Source organism: Actinomadura sp. 9N407 (assembly GCF_044326315.1).
Classification (GTDB): domain Bacteria; phylum Actinomycetota; class Actinomycetes; order Streptosporangiales; family Streptosporangiaceae; genus Spirillospora.
The window spans coordinates 1-19,348 of sequence record NZ_JBIRAW010000053.1 but is presented as its reverse complement, the minus strand read 5'-3'; the positions used below and the strand labels follow the sequence as shown (position 1 = coordinate 19,348).

Here is a 19,348-nt window from a genome sequence, read left to right as displayed (position 1 = left end):
CCCCGGAACGGCTCCGCCACTTCATGGGTGTTGCCTCTGGTCAGTGTTGCCTCTGAGGGTGGTCCCCCAGAGGCAACAAACGGCTCCGCCGGCCCGTCAGTGCCGGGGCTCCGGTACGAGCACCTGCCGCAGCGACTCGAAGTCCTCGACGCACTTGCCGGTGCCGAGCACGACCGAGTCGAGCGGGTTGTCGACCAGGTGGATCGGCATCCCGGTCTCCTCGCGGATCCGCTCGTCGAGGTTCTTCAGCAGGGCACCGCCGCCGGTGAGCGCGATGCCCCGGTCCATGATGTCGCCGGACAGCTCGGGCGGGCACTTGTCGAGCGTGGTCTTGACCGCGTCCACGATCGCGTTGACCGGCTCCTCGATCGCCCGCCGGACCTCCTCGGCGGAGATCACGACGGTCTTGGGCAGCCCGCTGACCAGGTCGCGGCCGCGGATCTCGGCATGCGGCTCCTCGTCCGGAGCCGGGAACGCCGAGCCGATCGCCATCTTGATCTCCTCGGCGGTACGTTCCCCGAGCATCAGGGAGTACTCCTTCTTGGAGAACGCGATGACCGCCTGGTCCAGTTCGTCACCGCCGACCCGGACCGACTGGCTGGTGACGATGCCGCCGAGGGAGATGATCGCCACCTCGGTGGTGCCACCCCCTATGTCGACGACCATGTTGCCGGTGGGTTCGTAGACCGGGAGCCCGGCGCCGATCGCGGCGGCCATCGGCTCCTCGATGATGTAGACCCGGCGGGCGCCGGCCTGGTAGCCGGCCTCCTTGACGGCACGCTGCTCGACGCCGGTGATGCCGCTGGGCACCGCCACCACGATCCGCGGCTTGGCGAAGTGCCGGCGCTTGTGGACCTTCTGGATGAAGTAGCGCAGCATCCGTTCGGTCACGTCGAAGTCGGCGATCACCCCGTCCTTCAGGGGACGCACGGCGACGATGTTGCCCGGGGTGCGGCCGATCATCCGCTTCGCCTCGATGCCCACCGCGACGATCTTCCCCGTATTGGTGTTGATCGCCACGACCGACGGCTCGTTGAGAACGATGCCGCGCCCGCGCACATAGACGAGGGTGTTCGCGGTGCCAAGGTCGACCGCCATGTCACGGCCGAGAAACGACAGCTTGTTACCCATGAAGAAAGGGAGCCCTTCATGCTTGACGGGCGTGCAGAGCGGCGCCCCCATCGTAACGCGACGAAGCCGGGCAGGGCAGGCACCGCCTCACCGCGCGTTGCCTAAAAAACCGGTCTTGAACTGGTGAGTTTTAGGTGAAAGACAACGCGGGCCGGAAGATCCGGCCCGCGTGTCCTGGTCCCTCTCACGGGTGCGCGGTCAGCCCAGCTCCGGGAAGAACAGCTTGATCTCGCGCGCGGCGGAGTCGGTGGAGTCGGAGCCGTGCACGATGTTCTCGCCGATCTCCAGGGCGTGGTCGCCGCGGATCGTGCCGGGGGTGGCGCTCACCGGGTCGGTCGCGCCGGCCAGCGCGCGGAAGGCCTCGATCGCGCGCGGGCCCTCGACGACCATCGCGACCAGCGGGCCGCCGGTGATGAAGTCGACCAGCTCGCCGAAGAACGGCTTGCTCGCGTGCTCCTCGTAGTGCGCCTCGGCGGTCTCGCGGGGCAGCGTCCGCAGCTCCAGCGCCGTGAGCTTCAGGCCCTTGCGCTCGATCCGGGAGATGACCTCCCCGACGACACCGCGGCGTACGCCGTCGGGCTTGACCAGGACAAGAGTGCGCTCGGACACGGGTGGTTCTCCTTGCAAAGATGGATGGGCGTGCGCGCCCCTCGCGGGCCTCGCGGGGGGCTGGCCGGATGGGCCGTGCACCACTGCGCGCGAAGCTTACCCGGACAAGGGCTCGGGAAGGGCCTCGGCGGCGCTGCCACCACCGGTATCGCGCTCGGCGGCAGCGCCGTCCGGCGCGGCGCCGCGCCGCCGCCAGGACGCCACGGCCAGCAGCACGGCGATCACCCCGGCCGCCACGAGCCAGTCGCGGTAGCCGGTGCTCAGTGCCGACAGCCGCTCCGCCGCCGTACCGGGACTCGCACGGTGCCATTGCCCCGCCTGCAGGGACAGCACGAGCAACTGCCCGGTCAGGACGGCGGGGAAGCACAGCCCCAGTCCGAACAGCGCCGCGCCGACACCCGCGTCCCGCAGCGATGCCGCGAGCGCCATTCCCACGCCGAGACCCAGCGGCACCATCGACAGCGGCGATCCGGGCGTTCCAAGCCCCGCCAGCACCGCGACGACGATGAGAACGTGCCCCGCCGGTACGGCCCGCCGCGCCATGTCCGCGGACATCCGTACCGTGACCAGCGCGCCCGCCAGCGCCGCAGCACCTCCCGCCAGGAACGGCGCGACCGGCACGGAACCGTTCACGGCGGCCAGTCCCGCGGGCGGCCCGGCCAGCGGGTAGGCGAGCAGGCCCGCGGTGACCATGACGACCGCGCACCCCAGCGGACTGCTCGTGGACGGGTCGCGCCCCGCCGCCACCGCGAGTCCGAGGAGCGACACCAGCGCGATGCAGGCGACGACGGTCAGCGCGCCGGGCGACCACGCGTACGAGGCCGCCACGGCGAGGAACGCCAGGCACGCCGCCGGTACGACGGGCAGCACGACCTGGCTCCCCTCCTGGCGCGGCGCCCCGGAACGGCGCGTCTCGGACGCGACGTCAGGCCGCCACAGGCACAGGAGCGCCGCCGCGAGCGCCACCAGGGCCGGCCAAGGGAACGGTGCCAGCGCCGCGCGCCAATCGGCCTCGCGCGGAACCACGTACAGCACCAGGGGCATCGCCACCAGCAGGCCACCGGCGAGCGCCCCGGCCCAGAGCGCGACCAGGAACCGGCTGCCGCGTTCCCACACCAGGACGACCGTCGCCGACAGCGCGATCCCCGCGCCCGCTCCCTGCGCCAGCCGTCCGGCCGCGATCTGCGGTACCGCGTCGGCGAGCCGTACGGCCACCAACCCGGCGATCAGGAGGAACAGGCCCACAAGAAGGACGGCCCGCGCGGAGTACCGGCGCGCCGCGACCGCGGCCAGCGGTACGGCCGGCAGCAGCGCGGGCAAGCCGAGCCCGGCGGCGCGCAGGAAGTCCCCGGACTGCCCGTCCCGCAACCCCAGCCCGCCGCGCGCGGCGGCCAGGATCTCGAGCGAGGCGTCGGGCGGCACCAGCGCCGCCGCGAGCGGCGCGGCCAGCGCCAGCGGGACCACGCCCAGTGCGGCGAGGGCGGAACGGAAGGACACGGCGCTCTCCTTAGGAGGTCGCCGCCCACCGAGCTATTTGCCCCATTAAAGGGTTATGCCCGAATTGCTCATTGTTGACAGGTGTTGACAGGGATTGATCGGTATTGATGGTGATTCAGCGGGCATTCCGGCGGGCGAATGGTGAAGCCGTCCCCGCGAATTTAGCGCGCCGCCGACCGTTCCGCCTTGCGTCCCATCCAGATGGCCGTTCCCCACAGCGCCCCGAAAAGGACACCGAGGAAGAACATGGTCGGCACCATGAACCCGGTCGCGACGATGAGCACCTGCAGCCCGCTGCCCACCGCGATCGCCCACGGGAACCGCAGCAGCCCCGCCAGCACCAAGCACGCCACCGCCAGCCCGCCGCAGACCAGCCCGGCCAGCGCCCCGTCCACCTTCAGCACCGCGACCGCGACCGGAATCGCCAGCCCGATCACCACCGCCTCACTGGCCAGCACAGCAGCCAGCAGACTCCGCGCAGGATTCTTAGGTGCCCCACGGGTACTCATGCTCATCGGCTCGCTCATCGCTTGCGGTCCACGCGGAGGAGGGTGCGGGCGTCGCCGGCCGTGACGACCGAGCCGGTGATCAGGACGCCGGCGCCCTGGAACTCGCCGGTCTCCTCGGCCAGGCCCATCGCCTGGTCGATGGCGTCGTCCAGACGGGCCGCCTCGTGGACCCGCTCGGGGCCGAAGATGCCCCCGGCCAGCTCGGCCAGCTCGTCGGGCGGCAGTGAGCGGTCCGAGGAGTTGCGGGTCACGACCAGTTCGGCCAGCACCGGTTCCAGCTGGTCGAGGATTCCCGCGACGTCCTTGTCGGCCGCCACGGCCAGCACGCCGACCAGGCGGGTGAAGCCGAACGACTCGGTGATGGTGGCCATGGTCGCGGCCATTCCGGACGGGTTGTGCGAGGCGTCCAGCAGTACGGTCGGGCCGGTCCGGACGACCTCCAGCCGGCCCGGTGAGGACGACTTGGCGAAGCCGCTGCGGACCAGCGCCGGGTCGAGCTGGTCCGTCTCGCCGCCGATGAAGGTCTCCCCCGGGGCGATCCGCGTGACCGACTCCAGGCTGGACTCTCCCCTGGTCGGCGCGCCGCCCGCGAACGCCTCCACGGCCGCCAGCGCGGTCGCGGCGTTGCTCGCCTGGTGCTCGCCGAACAGGGGCAGGAAGATGTCGTCGTAGTTGCCGCGCAGGCCCTGGAGCCGCAACTGCTGGCCGCCGAACGCGACGTCGTGGCTCAGCACGCCGTACTCCATGCCTTCGCGGACGGCGGTGGCGCCGGTCTCGACGATCCGGTGCAGCAGCACCTCGGCGGCGGCCACCTGCTGCTGGGCCAGCACCACGATCGCGTCGGGCTTGATGATCCCGGCCTTCTCGGCGGCGATCTCCTCGATCGTGTCGCCGAGGTAGCGGGTGTGGTCGAGGCCGATGGGCGTCAGCACCGCGACCGTTCCGTCGGCCACGTTGGTGGCGTCCCAGGAGCCGCCCATCCCGGTCTCGACGATCGCCACGTCCACCGGCGCGTCCGCGAACGCCGCGAAGGCCATGGCGGTGAGCACCTCGAAGAACGACAGCCGGGTGGTGTGCTTGTCGTCGATCAGGCCGACGTACGGCAGCACGTCCTCGTAGGCCGCGACGAAGCCCTCCTCGGAGATCGGCTCGCCGTCGATCGCGATCCGTTCGCGCAGCGTGGTCATCTCCGGGCTGGTGTAGAGGCCGGTCCGGAGGCCGCGCTCGCGCAGCAGCGCCTCGATCAGCCGGGCCGTACTCGACTTGCCGTTCGTGCCGGCGATGTGGATGACCGGATACGCCCGCTGCGGTTCGCCCAGGACGTCGACCAGATCGCGGATCCGGTCGAGCGTCGGGTCGATGTCCCACTCGACCCCACGGCTCATGATCGCGCTCACTGCGGCGCGGTAGTCCAGCGGCTCGGTTACCTGGCTCACGATGCTCCATGCCTGCGGAAAGTGACCTTGTCAGCCTACTTGCCGTACCCCGGCGCGCCGACCGGCCCCGCGAGCGGGTGCTGGAAGCATGGGAGGCGATGGTGAGCGACGAGGTCTTCTTCCGGGAATGGGACGGGCGGGCCGCCGGTGAGCGCCGCAGTCCCGAGCGCGCGCGTACGCTCGCCGGGGTCCTAGGCCTACCCGATCCTGAACGGCCCGTACTGGCCGTCGTGGGCTCCAAGGGCAAGGGCACCGCCGCCACGTACGCCTCGGCCGTCCTCGCGACGGCGGGCCTGAGGGTCTGTACGGTCACGAGCCCCGCCTACCGAAGCGACAGGGAACGGGTCCGGGTCGATGGCCGGGCCCTCGGCAAGGAGGAGTTCACGGCCCTGGCCGGGCGCCTGGACACGGCCAGGCGGGCTCTGTCGGCCCCTGTCGGCGGCTATCTGTCGCCGTCCGGACTGTTCCTGCTGGCCGGGGCCCTGTACGCGCGACAGGCCGATCTGGACGTTCTGGTCCTGGAGGCGGGGATGGGCGGCCGGTCCGACGAGGTCTCGCTCTTCCCGGCCACCGTGGTCGCGATCACGCCCGTCTTCGGCGAGCACGTCGGGGTCCTCGGCGACACGCCGGCCGAGATCGCGCGGGAGAAGGCCGGTGTCGCGGGCCCGTCCACGCGGGCCGTCGTCTCCGCGCCTCAGACCCCCGACGTCACCGAGGCTCTCGCGGAGATCGTTCCGCGGGCCGAGATGCCTGGTGGGGAGGGCCTTCCGCCGGATCTGCTGCCGGACGGGCTGGCCCGTACCGCCGCCGAGACCGGCCACCTGGCCGCGCTGCGCATGCTCGGCGCGCTCGGGGTGCCCGCGCCCCCGGCCGACCGGCTGCGGGCCACGCTCGCGACGATCTCGCTGCCCGGCCGCCTGTCCTGGCATTCCGTACCCGGTACGGAGACCCTGCTGCTGGCCGATTCGGCCATCGAACGGGCCGGGATCGCCGTGGCGCTGGCCGCCGCGCGGGCCCGCTGGGGGACGATCGACCACGTCCTGGTGTGCCTGCCCGACCACAAGGACCTGGACGGGGCGATCGCCGAACTCGGTGATCTCCCCGTCAGCTACGTCCGGCTCCCGTACGGGCATCTGCGCTTCTCCCGCCCGCTGCCCGGGGCATGGCGCGTGATCGACGCGGCGGACCTCACGCCGGCGTCGGTCGCGGCACTCGGCGGGCGGGTGGTCGCCCTCGGCACCGTCTACTTCGTCGGACGGATCCTGGAGTTGGTGGACGCCGATACCGAGCGCCTCTTCCGTCCCTAGGAGGGGATCTTCTCCAGGTCGGCGCGCATGCGTCCGGTCAGGGTGGCGAGCCCGTCGAGACGGTCGCCGGTGGCCGGGGTGTTGGACGCGACGAAGCCGAAGGAGTTCTCGGTGGCCCAGGCGCAGTAGAGGTGCGTCGCGGCCAGGACGGCGAACGTCCCGCAGGACAGCCGTCCCGCGCCCTTGATCGGGGTGGTCGGCGCGGTCTTGATGACGGTGCTGGGATGGGCCTTGCCCAGGAACGCGGCCGGATCGCCGATCGGGGCCGCGCCGCCGATGAAGAGGATGCTCTGCTCGCCCGTCCCGCGGTAGATCGCGGTCGCGGTGGCGGCCTGCTCGACGCCGCCCGCCCGTACCGCGGCGGCGATGAACGGGTACGCGGCGCTCGCGGCCGGTACGGCGGCGCCCTTGTGCAGGCCGCCCGCCGTCGCGGACGCGCTGACCTTCCGGACCGGGACGTCCTCGCCGCCCGTCACCGCGATCAACCCGGCGACGGCGGCGGTCGCGAGCACGCCCGCCCCGATGGCCAGGCCCGCCACCAGCCCGGACCTGGACCTGCCCTGCTCGGACCTGCCCTGCTTGGGCCGTGACGTGTCGCTGGGCCCGGGCTGCGGAAGCGGTGGCGCCGGGGCCCACCCGCCGATCTGCGGCTGCGGGCCGGTGGCGACGGACAGGTGGCCCGGATCCGGTACGGGCTGGACCGGGATCGGGTCGACGACGGTGGGCCGGGGGCCGGTCACCTCCACCGAGGACGAGGCCCACCAGGGCGCCGCCGGCGGAGGAGCCGGCGGCGGCACCAAAGGCGCGTCCTCGTCGGCGGGCCGGGGAGGGGATTCGGTCATCGCGATCTCCTGAAGAGAATCCCCCGGCCTGCGGCGGCCGGGGGATCGCCGGTCAGGCGGCGGGCAGTGCGGCCAGCTGGGACACCAGGCGTTCGATGTCGGCCTCGGACGCGGCCAGCCGGTCGCGGTTCTTGGCGATGACCTGCTCGGGTGCCTTGGCCATGAACGCCTCGTTGCCCAGCTTGCCCCTGGTCTGGTCGCGCTCCTTGCGGGCCGCGGCCAGGTCCTTCTCCAGGCGCCTGCGCTCGGCGGCCACGTCGATCACCCCGGCCGTGTCCAGCCGTACGGTCACGTCCTCGACCGGCAGCGACGCCGTGGCCGAGAAGCCCTCGCCCGGCTGGGTCAGGCGCAGCAGCGTCCGGATGCCCTCCTCGTGCGGGGCCAGCGGCGAGCCGCCGAAGTCGAGGGCCGCCACGACCCGCTGCCCCGGCTTCACACCCTGGTCGTTGCGGAAGCGGCGCACCTCGGTGACCAGCCGCTGCAGCGACTCCACGAGGGTCTCGGCCTCATCCGCGTGCCGGGACGTGTCCGCGGCAGGCCACTCGGCACGCGTCAGCGTCTCCTCCGGGTCACTCTGGGGGGACGACCCCGCAGGCCCCCCGCCGACCGCCTTGGTAAGGGAGATCCACAGCTCCTCGGTGACGAACGGGATCACCGGGTGCAGCAGCCGCAGCAGCTTGTCGAGCACCTCACCCAGAACGCGTCGCGTCCGGTCTGCTCGTTCGTCCGCGAGCTGCACCTTGGCCAGCTCCACGTACCAGTCGCAGAACTCGTCCCACGCGAAGTGGTAGAGGGTCTCGCAGGCCTTGGCGAAGTCGAAGCCCTCCAGCTGCGCGTCCACCTCGGCGATCACGCGGTTGAGGCGCGACAGGATCCAGGCGTCGATGGTGGTGAGCTCGGCGGCGGCCGGGAGCTCGCCGCGCACGTGCGCGCCGTTCATCAGGGCGAAGCGGGTGGCGTTCCACAGCTTGTTGCAGAAGTTGCGCGAGCCCTCCGCCCACTCCTCGGCGACCGGGACGTCGCCGCCCGGGTTGGCGCCGCGCAGCAGCGTGAACCGGGTGGCGTCGGCGCCGTAGCGATCGATCCAGTCCAGCGGGTCGACGACGTTGCCGAACGACTTGGACATCTTCTTGCCGTGCTGGTCGCGGACCATGCCGTGCAGGGCGATCGTCTTGAACGGAACGACGCCGTCCATCGCGTACAGGCCGAACATCATCATCCGGGCGACCCAGAAGAACAGGATGTCGTAGCCGGTGACCAGGACCGATGTCGGATAGAAGCGCTTGAGGTCCGCGCTCTCGTCGGGCCAGCCGAGCGTGGAGAACGGCCACAGCGCCGAGGAGAACCAGGTGTCGAGGACGTCGGTGTCCTGGGTCCATCCAGCGGGCGGCTCCTCGTCGGGGCCCGGGCACACGACCTCGCCGTCCGGGCCGTACCAGACGGGGATGCGGTGGCCCCACCACAGCTGGCGGCTGATGCACCAGTCGTGCATGTTGTCGACCCACTCGAAGTAGCGGGCCGCCAGCTCCGGCGGGTGGATCGCGACCCGGCCGTCGCGGACCGCGTCGCCCGCGGCCTTGGCCAGCGGCGCGACGGTGACGAACCACTGCAGCGACACGCGCGGCTCGACGACCGTGGAGCAGCGCTGGCAGTGCCCGACCGCGTGCTCGTACGGGCGGACCTCCTTGACGATCCGGCCGTCCTCGCGCAGCGCGGCGACCACGGCGGGCCGCGCCTCGAAGCGGTCCAGCCCCTGGAACGGGCCGTGCGCGGTGATCACGCCCCGCTCGTCCATGATCACCAGGGACTCCAGGTCGTGCCGGCGGCCGATCTCGAAGTCGTTGGGGTCGTGCGCCGGCGTCACCTTCACCGCGCCCGTACCGAACTCGGGGTCGACATGCGCGTCGGCCACGACCGGGATCGTCCGGCCGGTCAGCGGCAGCTCGATCTCGCGGCCGATCAGGTGCGCGTAGCGCTCGTCGTCGGGATGGACGGCGATCCCGGTGTCGCCCAGCATCGTCTCGGCCCGGGTCGTGGCGACCACGATCGCGGTGTCGCCGGAGCCGTACCGGATCGAGACCAGCTCGCCCTCGCGGTCGGCGTGCTCGACCTCGATGTCCGACAGCGCGGTCAGGCAGCGCGGGCACCAGTTGATGATGCGCTCGGCGCGGTGGATCAGGCCGTCGTCGAACAGCCGCTTGAAGATCGTGCGGACGGCGCGGGCGCGGTCGTCGTCCATCGTGAACGCCTCGCGCGTCCAGTCGACGCTGTCGCCGAGCCGGCGCATCTGGCCGAGGATCCGGCCGCCGGACTCGCCCTTCCACTGCCAGACCCGCTCGACGAACGCCTCGCGGCCGAGGTCGTGCCGGGACAGGCCCTCCTTGGCCAGCTCGCGCTCGACGACGTTCTGGGTGGCGATGCCCGCGTGGTCCATCCCCGGAACCCAGACCGCCTCGTACCCCTGCATCCGGCGCCGCCTGATCAGCGCGTCCTGGATGGAGTGGTCGAGGGCGTGGCCCATGTGGAGCGAGCCCGTCACGTTCGGCGGCGGGATCACGATGGAGTAGGCGGGGGCGTCCGGGCGCCGGGACGGATCCGCGGTGAAGTGGCCGGCGGCTACCCAGCGCTCGTAGAGCTTTGTCTCGACGTTCCCAGGCTGGTACTGGGTGGGCAGGTCGACGTCGGCGGCCCCCGGGCCGCGCTCATGGCTGGGCGTTGTCACGGGACCGGATTCTACGGGTCTCCGAAAAGGGAGAACGCCATGACGTCCTGTTGCGTCCTACGGATCGGGACGATGATGGACGAAGAACTCCGGACGAGCAGCCCCTGGGCTGCGGTCCGGCCCTGACAAGGAGTCGATGATGAGCGGTTGGAACCCACCTCCCGCGCCCGGCGGTCCCCCTCCCGGCGGCTATGGATACGGCGCACCCGGCCCGATCCCCTACGCACCTCCCCCACCGCGCCGCTCGTCCGGCACGGGCCTGATCATCGGCCTGCTGGCCGGCGGCTTCGTGCTGCTGGTCTTCATCGTGTTGGTCGTCGTCGTGGTGATCGGCGCGAACGCGTCGCACACCATCAGCACGCCGAGCACCGCCGGCGGGATGAGCCGCGACTACGCCACCGAGAGCCGGATCTCCGCGCAGCTGGCCTCGCAGCGTTCGATCATCCGGCGCGCCACCAACTACCGGATCAGCAACGTCAAGAGCGCGGTGTACGAGTCGGGCTCGGACAAGTACCTGTTCGTGGGCGGCACCGGGGATTTCGATCCGGACGACCTCACGAGCATGTTCAGGCGGGCCGTCGACCAGGAGACCGGGAGCAACGTCTCCACCAGTGTCATCCCGCTCGCGAACGCCGGCGGTGACGGCGAGGCCGTGTGCGCCACGGTCCGCAACCGGCAGACCTCGCTGTCGACCTACTCGACCGCGATCTGCGCCTGGGCCACCGGCTCGTCGTTCGGGACGCTCATGCCGGTGCCCGACAGCAGCTCGCTGACGACCTCCCGCAGCTACCTGTTCAGCACCGTGGCCGACGTCATGCGCCGGATGCGCGACGACGTCGAGAGCTGACGGGACGCCCGTTCCTCCACTTCCTCCGTTCTCCGGTTCGGGCGTGGCCGGAGTCCCACCATGACCGGGTTTCCCGCCGCGGTCGGGACTCCGGTCACCTGACGCCGGGTCGCCGTACCGGCCAGGCTGGAGACCCGCGCGACGCGCGTGGCGCGTGCGGACGCGGCGGGAGACGAGTGGGGAGGACCGGGATGCGATCGGTAGTGGCGCGCGCCGTCGCGCTGGCGGCGGCCTTCGCCGCCGGCGCGGCGGCGGCGCATCTGGCGAACGGTCCGCACCGCGCCCGGCTGACCACCGACCTGCAGCGCTCCCGCGAGCGGATCCTGGCCACCCGCGAGGAGGAGCGGCGGCGGCTGCGGCACGACCTGCACGACGGGCTCGGCCCCACCCTGGCCAGCCTGGCGATGTCGCTGGACACCGCCCGGATCACCCTCGCCGGTGAGCCGGAACGGATCGAGCCGGTGCTCACCGAGCTGCGCGACCGGCTGGCCACCACCGTCGGCGAGATCCGCGAGATGGCGTACGGGCTGCGCCCGCCCGCACTCGACGACCTGGGCCTGGTGGCGGCGATCGAGTCACTGGCCGAGGGCTGCTGCGAACGGGTCGACATCCGGTTCGACGGCGACCGGACCGGGCTGCCCGCCGCCGTCGAGGTCGCCGCGTACCGGATCGTCGAAGAGGCCCTGGCCAACATCCGCAAGCACGCCCGGGCCGGTACCGCGCTGGTGCTGATCAGCCGGGACGCCGACCTGCACATCATGATCGCCGACTCCGGGGTGGGACTGCCCGACCAGGCCCGCGGCGGCGGCCCGCCGCCGACCGGCGGGCTGGCCCGGATGCGCGAATGGGCCGCCGAGGTGGGCGGCGGCTGCACCGTCACCTCGCGCCCCGGCGTGGGCACGATCGTCTCGTCCCGGCTGCCACTGGCGGTGCCCGGCTACCATCGGGCATTCACCGGCGAAGGGCGACCATGAGCACGGCGCGGGCATGAGCACGGGCATGAGCACGGGCACGGGCAGCGGATGAGCAGCGACACCATCCGGGTCCTGATCACCGACGACCACCCGGTCTTCCGGCAGGGCCTGAAGGGGCTGCTGCAGGCGCTCGGCGTCGAGGTCGTCGGCGAGGCCGTGTGCGGTCCCGACGCGGTACGGATGGCGGCCGAGCTGCAGCCCGACGTGGTCGTGATGGACCTGCACATGCCGGGCGGGAACGGCATCGAGGCCACCCGTACGATCACCCGTACCAGCCCCCGGATCGGGGTCCTGGTGCTGACCATGTTCCGCGACGACGACTCGGTCTTCGCGGCGATGCGGGCCGGCGCCCGCGGCTACCTGCTCAAGGAGTCGGGGGCCGAGGAGATCGGCCGCGCGGTACGGGCCGTGGCCGCCGGCGAGGCCATCTACGGCCCCGAGATCGCCCGCCGGGTGCTGGCGTACTTCACCGAGATGCCCGACCCCAGGCAGAACGCGTTCCCGCAGCTGACCGAGCGGGAGCGGGAGGTGCTGGAACTGGTCGCGCAGGGCCGCAGCAACCAGGACATCGCCGCGACGCTGTTCCTCAGCCAGAAGACGGTCCGCAACCACGTCAGCAACATCTTCATGAAGCTGCACGTCGCCGACCGCGCCCAGGCGATCGTGATGGCCCGCGAGGCCGGCCTGGGCGAATCCCCCCGCAACTCCGCGACCTGATCCGCTCTGGCGGCGCCCATCCTCGGCGGCGCCCGTTCCTGGCAGCGCCTGTCCCTGGCGGTACCTGTCCTTGGAGAGCGCCCGGCCTCGGCGGTCTCCGGCCTCGGCGGGGGCATGCGAAACGCCGAACGCCCCTCCGGGGAGGGGCGTCCTGACGTGGTGCTCGGCCGCTAGGCCGACTTCTCGCGGGGTTCCCGCTTGGTACGTTCGCGCGGGACCAGCGTCGGGTTGACGTGCTCCAGGACCGCCTCCCGGGTGATGACGACCCGGGCCACGTCCTGCCGGCTCGGGACCTCGTACATCACCGACTGGAGGACCTCCTCCAGGATGGCGCGGAGCCCGCGGGCCCCGGTACCGCGGAGGATGGCCTGGTCGGCGATCGCCTCCAGCGCGTCGTCGGTGAACTCCAGATCGACCCCGTCGAGCTCCAGCAGCCGGTGGTACTGGCGTACCAGGGCGTTCTTGGGCTCGGTCAGGATGTTGATCAGGGCTTCCCGATCGAGGTTGTGCACGCTGGTGATCACCGGCAGCCGGCCGATGAACTCGGGGATCATGCCGAACTTCAGCAGGTCCTCGGGCATCACGTCACCCAGGAAGGCCGACGACTCGTCGAAGTCGGCCTTGGAGCGGATCACCGCGCCGAAGCCCATCCCCTGCTTGCCGACCCGGGACTCGACGATCTTCTCCAGGCCGGCGAAGGCGCCACCGCAGATGAACAGCACGTTGGTGGTGTCGATCTGGATGAACTCCTGGTGCGGGTGCTTGCGGCCGCCCTGCGGCGGAACGCTCGCGGTGGTGCCCTCAAGGATCTTCAGCAGTGCCTGCTGGACTCCCTCACCCGAGACGTCCCGGGTGATCGAGGGGTTCTCGCTCTTGCGAGCGATCTTGTCCACCTCGTCGATGTAGATGATGCCGGTCTCGGCCTTCTTGACGTCGTAGTCGGCCGCCTGGATCAGCTTCAGCAGGATGTTCTCGACATCCTCGCCGACGTAGCCGGCCTCCGTCAGCGCGGTCGCGTCAGCGATCGCGAACGGGACGTTCAGAAGTTTGGCGAGGGTCTGCGCGAGCAGCGTCTTACCCGACCCGGTGGGGCCCAGCAGCAGGATGTTGGACTTGGCCAGCTCGACCGCGTCCTCCCGCCCGCCGTCACCGGACTGGATGCGCTTGTAGTGGTTGTAGACGGCCACGGACAGGGCCTTCTTGGCCGTGTCCTGCCCGATGACGTAGGAGTCCAGGAACTCGTAGATCTCCCGCGGCTTGGGCAGGCTGTCCCACTTGAGGTCGGAGGTCTCGGAGAGCTCCTCCTCGATGATCTCGTTACAGAGATCGATGCACTCGTCGCAGATGTACACGCCCGGACCCGCGATGAGCTTTTTGACCTGCTTCTGGCTCTTCCCGCAGAACGAGCACTTGAGCAAATCACCACCGTCGCCGATGCGTGCCACCCAACTGTCTCCTTTTCGTGGGGCCGCCCGCCTTGGAGGATGCGGCGCAGCTCGGTTGCGTCCCGAAGGCCTTCGACGTTGGTCTCGACGTTACCGCCTCCAGCGGACTGGGTAAGCCCCTCGCCCGGAAGTATGACGGCCGGGCTGAGGGCTTACCAGGTCCGATTGCCGTCTCAGGACGACACTACCTCGGCCTTGCGCTTCCTGCTTTGGAAGACGTCATCCACCAGACCGTAGTCCTTGGCCTCCGCGGCGGTGAGGATCTTGTCCCGCTCGATGTCGTGCCGTACTTCCTCGAGCGTCTTGTTGCTGTGCCGGGCCAGGATCTCCTCCAGCAGATCGCGGATCCGCATGATCTCGCGGGCCTGGATCTCTATGTCGCTGGACTGGCCGTAGGTGCCCTCGGTGGCCGGCTGGTGGATCAGGATCCGCGAGTGCGGCAGCGCCGCCCGCTTGCCCTCCGTACCGGCCGCCAGCAGCACGGCGGCGGCCGAGGCGGCCTGGCCGATGCAGACGGTCTGCACGTCCGGCTTGACGAACTGCATCGTGTCGTAGATCGCCGTCATGGCGGTGAACGAGCCGCCGGGCGAGTTGATGTAGATGCTGATGTCGCGATCGGGGTCGATCGACTCCAGCGTGAGCAGCTGGGCCATCACGTCGTTGGCCGAGGCGTCGTCGATCTGCACGCCCAGGAAGATGATCCGTTCCTCGAAGAGCTTGTTGTACGGGTTCATCTCCTTGACCCCGTACGTGGTGCGCTCGACGAACGACGGAATGATGTAGCGGTTGTCCACGGGCATCGGCGCGCCGCCGCCCATGAATCCGGGACGGATCAGATCGTTGAAGCCCGGCCGGGTCAGGTCGCTCATTGGGGTGCCTCCGTAAACTCGTTCAGGCCGTCAAGAGACCGTGCCCTCGGAGGGCACCTGGGTCGCGCTGAGCACCACGTGGTCCACGAATCCGTAGTCCTTGGCCGCCTCGGCGGTGAACCAGCGGTCGCGGTCGGAGTCCCTCTCGATCTGCTCGAGCGGCTGCCCGGTGTGTTCGGCGATCTTCTCCGCGAGCGTCTTCTTCACGTACAGCATCTGCTCGGCCTGGATCTTGATGTCCGAGGCCGTGCCGCCGATGCCGCCGGACGGCTGGTGCATCATGATCCGGGCGTGCGGCAGGGCGTAGCGCTTGCCGGTCGTGCCGGCGCAGAGCAGGAACTGCCCCATCGAGGCGGCCAGGCCCATGCCGACCGTCACGATGTTGTTGGGCACGTACTGCATGATGTCGTAGATCGCCATTCCGGCGGTCACGGAGCCGCCGGGCGAGTTGATGTAGAGAGTGATGTCGCGGCGGCCGTCCTCGGCGGACAGCAGCAGCAGTTCGGCGCAGATGCGGTTGGCGATGTCGTCGTCGACCTGCTGGCCGAGGAAGACGATCCGCTCGCGCAGCAGGCGCTGGAAGAGCTGGTCGCCCAAGGGCAGCAGGGGCGCCTCGGCGACCCGCGCCTGGATCCGCGACGACTCGTCGAAAGTCGGAGGCATGCTCACCGGGTGTTCCTCCGGTCCTTTAATCGGTTCGGATGCTTGGACATTAACGCGCCACAGGGCCCGGTTAAGCCCGCAGGCCCTGCTTTTCGCTGGGGGCGTACCCGGGCATGAACATCTCATTGGACGGGCAGACCTGGAATCCATCCGGCCGCCGGCGGCCCGGGCCCCCGAGCATGAACATCCCGCTGAACGGGGAACGCCCCGTGCCCGGGTGAGGGGCACGGGGCGTTCGTCGCTCCACGCGGGTACCGCTGGACGGCCGGGCACGCGGCCCTGGATCACGCCCCGCGCAGGGGGCGTGATCCGCCGTCCGGAACACCGGTTCAGGCGTCCTTCTTCTCTTCCTTCTCGTCCTCGGGCGTGTCCGCGGCCTCGGCGGCGGGAGCCTCGGCCTCGGCGGCCTCGGTCCCGGTCGCGTCGGTCCCGGTCGCGCCGGTCTCGGCGTCGTCGTCGCCCTCGGCCGCCTCAGCGGTCTCGGACTCGGCGGCCTGGACGGTCTCGCCCGTGTCGCCGCTCAGCTCGCGCCGGACGGCCTCCACGTCGATCTCGTTGCCGGACTCGTCCTTGACCGTGACGTGCTCGACCAGGAGGTTCAGCGACTTGCTGCGCAGCACCTCCGAGACGATCGCCGGGAGCTGGTCGTTCTCGGTGAGGTACTGGGCGAGCTGCTGGGGCTGCACGCCCATCTGCATCGCCTGCGAGACGACGTACTCGCTGAGCTCCTCGTTCTGGACCTCGAGCTCCTCCTGGACGGCGAGCTGGTCGAGCAGGAAGCCGCCCTTGACCGCCAGCCGCGCGGCCTCGGCGATCTCGGTCTCGAAGTCCTCCTCGGACTTCTCCTCGTCCTTGAGGTAGTCGGCCCGCGTCATCCCGGCCATCTGCAGCTGCTGGTCCAGCTGCTGCTCGCGGCGCTGGATCTCCTCGGTGACGACCTTGTCGGGCAGCGGGATGTCGACCCGCTCCAGCAGGGCCTCCAGGGCCTTGTCCCGGGCGTCGGAGATCTGCTGCAGCCGCACCTGCCGGGCGAGCCGGGTCCGGACGTCCTCGCGCAGCTCGTCGATGGTGTCGAACTCGCTGGCCATCTGGGCGAAGTCGTCGTCCGGCTCGGGCAGGTTCTTGACCTTGACGCTCTGCGCGGTGACCGTGATCTCGGCCTCCTCGCCGGCCCGCTCGCCGCCCACCAGCGTGCTGGTGAACGTCTTGCTCTCCTCGGCCGACAGGCCGAGCAGGGCCGCGTCCAGGCCCTCGATGGCCGACTCGCTGCCGACCTCGTAGGAGTAGCCGGTGGTGGAGGCGTCCTCGATCTCCTCGCCGTCGATCGTGGCGGCCAGATCGATGGTGGCGAAGTCGCCCTCCTCGATCGGGCGGTTCGCGGCGGTCAGCGAGGCGAACCGCTCGCGCAGGTTGCCGAGGGCCTCCTCGATCTGCTCGTCGCCGACCTCGGCGTCGTCGACGGTGACTTCGAGGCCGTCATAGTCGGGGATCTCGAACTTGGGCCGGATGTCCACCTCGGCCGTGAACGCGAACTGGTTGCCATCGTCCAGCTCGGTCACCTCGACCTCGGGCTGGCCGAGGACGAAGATCTCGGTCTCCTCGACGGCGCGGCCGTACAGCTCCGGAAGCGCGTCGTTGACCGCCTCCTGCAGGACCGCACCCCGGCCGACGTACTTGTCGATCAGCGGGGCGGGGACCTTGCCGGGCCGGAAGCCCTTGATCCGCACCTGCTGCGAGATCTCCTTGTACGCCTTGTCGAGGTTCGGCTTGAGCTCGTCGAACGGTACCTCGACGGTGAGCTTGACCCGCGTGGGGGTCAGCTCCTCGACATCGGTCTTCACTGGGGTAGGTCTCCTTGATCGGGCGCTGTCTCGGCCGCGGCGTTCGACGCGTACTCAGCCAGCCGGAATCTCCAGCTCTCATGGTGGCGGGCGCGGGCACGCCGAATAACGGGTCCGCGCGTTCGCGCGCCAAGTCTATGGGGTAGCGGCGGGGACTGCGGACATCCGCCCGCCGCCGTCCGCGACACCGGCTCCAACGTGAGGGTCCGGCTACCCACCGCAGCTACGGATATACCAGACAGATTCTTATAAGTTTTGGATATCACCTATGTGTTGCGCGTGTGTGACATTGAGCACCGGCGCCCCCATACTCGGTCAGGATGAACGGGATAGTTGCGGCCTTCGGGGCCACCGGCCTGTACTACGTCGGTTTCGCGGTCTTCAAGCTCGCCGCGGACCGGATGGAACCTCTGCGCGGCGACCGGATCCTGCATCTGGCCCGGGTGATCCTCTTCGACTGGGTCTTCCTGGCCGGCCTCGCCCTGGTGCTGGGCGGGCTCGGGCTGCAGATCCTGGCGCTGACCGAGGTGTCGCTGGGCATCGCCGTACCGATCTTCATGTCCGGGGTCGTCCCGCTGCTGCTGATCGCGCTGGTGTTCTTCGGCGAGCGGCTGACCGGGCGGGAGTGGCTCAGCCTGCTGCTGATCGCCGCCGCGATGGGGCTGATCGCCGCGTCCATCGGCAACCCGCCGCCGATCACCGCCGCCGACGTGCCGGTATGGCAGCTGGCCGTGGTCGTGGCGCCCGCGCTGCTGGTACCGCTGGTCGTGCTGCTCACCGGCGAGAGCCGGCCGGACGGGCGGCACGCCCGCCCGATCACCGGGATCGCGTACGGCCTGGGCACGGGCATCCCGATCGGGACCGCCGAGCTGAGCATCAAGGGCTGGAGCGACTCCGGCCTCGGGCTCGGCAGCCTGCTCACGCCCTACCCGTACGTGACGGTCGTGTCCGCGACGATCGGGTTCGGCATCCTGATGATGGCCTTCCAGCGCTGCCGGGTCTCGGTCGTGGCGACGGTGATGACCGTCAGCGCCAAGACGCACCTGCTGGTCACCGGCACGCTGCTGTACGGGGAGCCGTGGCCGGACGAGCCGCGGTACTTCGCGATGCGGGTGGCCGCGCTGGCGCTCGGCGTGATCGCCGTCGTGCAGTTCCCCCGGCACCGCCCGGTCACCGAGCCCGCCGAACCGGCCGACGATGTACGGGTCGCGGGCGCGGCCGGACGGCCTGGACGGCAGGTGCCACCGGCGCGGGACCCGTTCGGCGAGCCGGCCCTCGCCCGGTTCGGCCCGGGCCGCGCGGCCGGTTCCGGCCCGCTTCCCCAGCCGCTGTCGGCGCCGACACCGGCCGACGGGCCGCCGCCCGCCGGGCGCAGCGCGTTCGATCGGCCGAAGGGGCAGGCACCGCCCGGGCCGAGCGGTACGCCGCGTTCCTCGGCCGGGCACTTGGCCCCTGATCGCGGTTCGGGCCCGTACGCGTTCGGCCAGGCCTCACCCAGCGGTTTCACCGGGCAGCGCGGGCAGGGAGAGCCCGGGTACAGAGAGGCCGGGCGCGGAGAGGCCGGGTACGGGGACGCGGGCCGTCGTCAGCAGCCCCCGCCGGTGCCGCCCAAGCCCTCCCCGTACGCGCGGGATCCGCTCGGGCGCGGGCCGTACGGAGGGCCCGATCCCTTCGACGACGACGCGTACGAGATCCAGGAGCAGTTCGGCACGGGCCCGTACGGGATCGTCCAGCCCTACCCGCCCGAGCAGGAAGCGGAGAACGAGCGCCGCCCGCCCGGTTGACTCGTGGCGTGTTCGCCTTTCCCATGCGGGCGATGTCAAGCGGCTGTTGCAACGAGGAATTGGTTGAGGGCTTGGGCTGGGGTTTTCCAGTCCAGGGTCTGGCGGGGTCGTGCGTTGAGTTCGCGGGCGACCTCGTCCAGGTCGTGTTGGGTGTG

16 protein-coding genes are annotated in these 19,348 nt (G+C 70.8%); 5 read left to right on the top strand and 11 right to left on the bottom strand.

Annotated features, from left to right (window positions below):
* Positions 1–96 precede the first annotated feature (96 nt).
* From ACH34Q_RS44915 to ACH34Q_RS44895, 5 genes are all read right to left on the bottom strand, one after another.
* Positions 97–1,131 carry a rod shape-determining protein gene (locus ACH34Q_RS44915; protein ID WP_395989374.1) on the bottom strand — a complete coding sequence of 345 codons (1,035 nt, stop codon included), beginning with the start codon at positions 1,129–1,131 and terminating at the stop codon, positions 97–99.
* Positions 1,132–1,329: 198 nt separating this feature from the next.
* Positions 1,330–1,740 (bottom strand): nucleoside-diphosphate kinase, encoded by a 411-nt coding sequence (ndk, locus tag ACH34Q_RS44910; RefSeq protein ID WP_395989373.1) that lies wholly within the window; start codon positions 1,738–1,740, stop codon positions 1,330–1,332.
* Between the two features lie 96 nt (positions 1,741–1,836).
* Positions 1,837–3,237 carry a hypothetical protein gene (locus ACH34Q_RS44905; RefSeq protein WP_395989372.1) on the bottom strand — a complete coding sequence of 467 codons (1,401 nt, stop codon included), beginning with the start codon at positions 3,235–3,237 and terminating at the stop codon, positions 1,837–1,839.
* A gap of 161 nt (positions 3,238–3,398) precedes the next feature.
* On the bottom strand, positions 3,399–3,746 hold the full coding sequence (locus ACH34Q_RS44900; protein WP_395989408.1) for a DUF4233 domain-containing protein: 348 nt from the start codon (positions 3,744–3,746) through the stop codon (positions 3,399–3,401).
* 14 nt (positions 3,747–3,760) lie between these two features.
* A complete protein-coding gene (locus ACH34Q_RS44895) occupies positions 3,761–5,131 on the bottom strand; it encodes a bifunctional folylpolyglutamate synthase/dihydrofolate synthase (protein WP_395989407.1) in 1,371 nt (456 codons plus the stop codon).
* A gap of 59 nt (positions 5,132–5,190) precedes the next feature.
* Between ACH34Q_RS44895 and ACH34Q_RS44890 the strand changes: the two genes are divergently transcribed.
* Entirely contained in the window at positions 5,191–6,489 is a 1,299-nt protein-coding gene (locus tag ACH34Q_RS44890) for a hypothetical protein (protein WP_395989371.1), read from the top strand.
* Here the strand turns inward: ACH34Q_RS44890 and ACH34Q_RS44885 are convergent.
* Together ACH34Q_RS44885 and ACH34Q_RS44880 are read right to left on the bottom strand one after the other, a co-directional pair.
* On the bottom strand, positions 6,486–7,331 hold the full coding sequence (locus tag ACH34Q_RS44885; protein ID WP_395989370.1) for a hypothetical protein: 846 nt from the start codon (positions 7,329–7,331) through the stop codon (positions 6,486–6,488). The two genes, ACH34Q_RS44890 and ACH34Q_RS44885, sit on opposite strands and share 4 nt — an antisense overlap.
* A 52-nt stretch (positions 7,332–7,383) precedes the next feature.
* Entirely contained in the window at positions 7,384–10,053 is a 2,670-nt protein-coding gene (locus ACH34Q_RS44880) for a valine--tRNA ligase (RefSeq protein WP_395989369.1), read from the bottom strand.
* A 139-nt stretch (positions 10,054–10,192) separates the two neighbouring features.
* Here ACH34Q_RS44880 and ACH34Q_RS44875 point away from each other — a divergent pair, with 139 nt between their 5' ends.
* The 3 genes from ACH34Q_RS44875 to ACH34Q_RS44865 all read left to right on the top strand — a co-directional run bounded on the left by ACH34Q_RS44875 (position 10,193) and on the right by ACH34Q_RS44865 (position 12,591).
* Entirely contained in the window at positions 10,193–10,900 is a 708-nt protein-coding gene (locus ACH34Q_RS44875) for a hypothetical protein (RefSeq protein WP_395989368.1), read from the top strand.
* Positions 10,901–11,091: 191 nt separating this feature from the next.
* Entirely contained in the window at positions 11,092–11,874 is a 783-nt protein-coding gene (locus ACH34Q_RS44870; RefSeq protein WP_395989367.1) for a sensor histidine kinase, read from the top strand.
* Positions 11,875–11,922: 48 nt separating this feature from the next.
* A complete protein-coding gene (locus tag ACH34Q_RS44865; RefSeq protein ID WP_395989366.1) occupies positions 11,923–12,591 on the top strand; it encodes a response regulator in 669 nt (222 codons plus the stop codon).
* Between the two features lie 170 nt (positions 12,592–12,761).
* Here the strand turns inward: ACH34Q_RS44865 and clpX are convergent, their stop codons facing one another.
* The 4 genes from clpX to tig all read right to left on the bottom strand — a co-directional run bounded on the left by clpX (position 12,762) and on the right by tig (position 17,409).
* On the bottom strand, positions 12,762–14,036 hold the full coding sequence (gene clpX / locus ACH34Q_RS44860; protein WP_395989365.1) for an ATP-dependent Clp protease ATP-binding subunit ClpX: 1,275 nt from the start codon (positions 14,034–14,036) through the stop codon (positions 12,762–12,764).
* Positions 14,037–14,209: 173 nt separating this feature from the next.
* A complete protein-coding gene (locus ACH34Q_RS44855) occupies positions 14,210–14,854 on the bottom strand; it encodes an ATP-dependent Clp protease proteolytic subunit (RefSeq protein ID WP_395989406.1) in 645 nt (214 codons plus the stop codon).
* 81 nt (positions 14,855–14,935) lie between these two features.
* A complete protein-coding gene (locus ACH34Q_RS44850) occupies positions 14,936–15,568 on the bottom strand; it encodes an ATP-dependent Clp protease proteolytic subunit (protein ID WP_395989405.1) in 633 nt (210 codons plus the stop codon).
* A 329-nt stretch (positions 15,569–15,897) separates the two neighbouring features.
* A complete protein-coding gene (gene tig, locus ACH34Q_RS44845; protein ID WP_395989364.1) occupies positions 15,898–17,409 on the bottom strand; it encodes a trigger factor in 1,512 nt (503 codons plus the stop codon).
* A 320-nt stretch (positions 17,410–17,729) separates the two neighbouring features.
* Between tig and ACH34Q_RS44840 the strand changes: the two genes are divergently transcribed.
* Positions 17,730–19,193, top strand: a complete 1,464-nt coding sequence (locus ACH34Q_RS44840) for a hypothetical protein (RefSeq protein ID WP_395989363.1) — start codon at positions 17,730–17,732, stop codon at positions 19,191–19,193.
* Positions 19,194–19,348: the final 155 nt, after the last annotated feature.

Bases quoted from the DNA above. Each gene is read 5' to 3' on its own strand.
- ACH34Q_RS44915 (WP_395989374.1), bottom strand. From the start codon at position 1,131: ATGGGTAACAAGCTGTCGTTTCTCGGCCGTGACATGGCGGTCGACCTT.
- ACH34Q_RS44900 (WP_395989408.1), bottom strand. From the start codon at position 3,746: ATGAGTACCCGTGGGGCACCTAAGAATCCTGCGCGGAGTCTGCTGGCT.
- ACH34Q_RS44895 (WP_395989407.1), bottom strand. From the start codon at position 5,131: ATGAGCCGTGGGGTCGAGTGGGACATCGACCCGACGCTCGACCGGATC.
- ACH34Q_RS44890 (WP_395989371.1), top strand. From the start codon at position 5,191: ATGCCTGCGGAAAGTGACCTTGTCAGCCTACTTGCCGTACCCCGGCGC.
- ACH34Q_RS44885 (WP_395989370.1), bottom strand. From the start codon at position 7,331: ATGACCGAATCCCCTCCCCGGCCCGCCGACGAGGACGCGCCTTTGGTG.
- ACH34Q_RS44875 (WP_395989368.1), top strand. From the start codon at position 10,193: ATGAGCGGTTGGAACCCACCTCCCGCGCCCGGCGGTCCCCCTCCCGGC.
- ACH34Q_RS44870 (WP_395989367.1), top strand. From the start codon at position 11,092: ATGCGATCGGTAGTGGCGCGCGCCGTCGCGCTGGCGGCGGCCTTCGCC.
- ACH34Q_RS44865 (WP_395989366.1), top strand. From the start codon at position 11,923: ATGAGCAGCGACACCATCCGGGTCCTGATCACCGACGACCACCCGGTC.
- ACH34Q_RS44855 (WP_395989406.1), bottom strand. From the start codon at position 14,854: ATGGGCGGCGGCGCGCCGATGCCCGTGGACAACCGCTACATCATTCCG.
- ACH34Q_RS44850 (WP_395989405.1), bottom strand. From the start codon at position 15,568: ATGCCTCCGACTTTCGACGAGTCGTCGCGGATCCAGGCGCGGGTCGCC.
- ACH34Q_RS44840 (WP_395989363.1), top strand. From the start codon at position 17,730: ATGAACGGGATAGTTGCGGCCTTCGGGGCCACCGGCCTGTACTACGTC.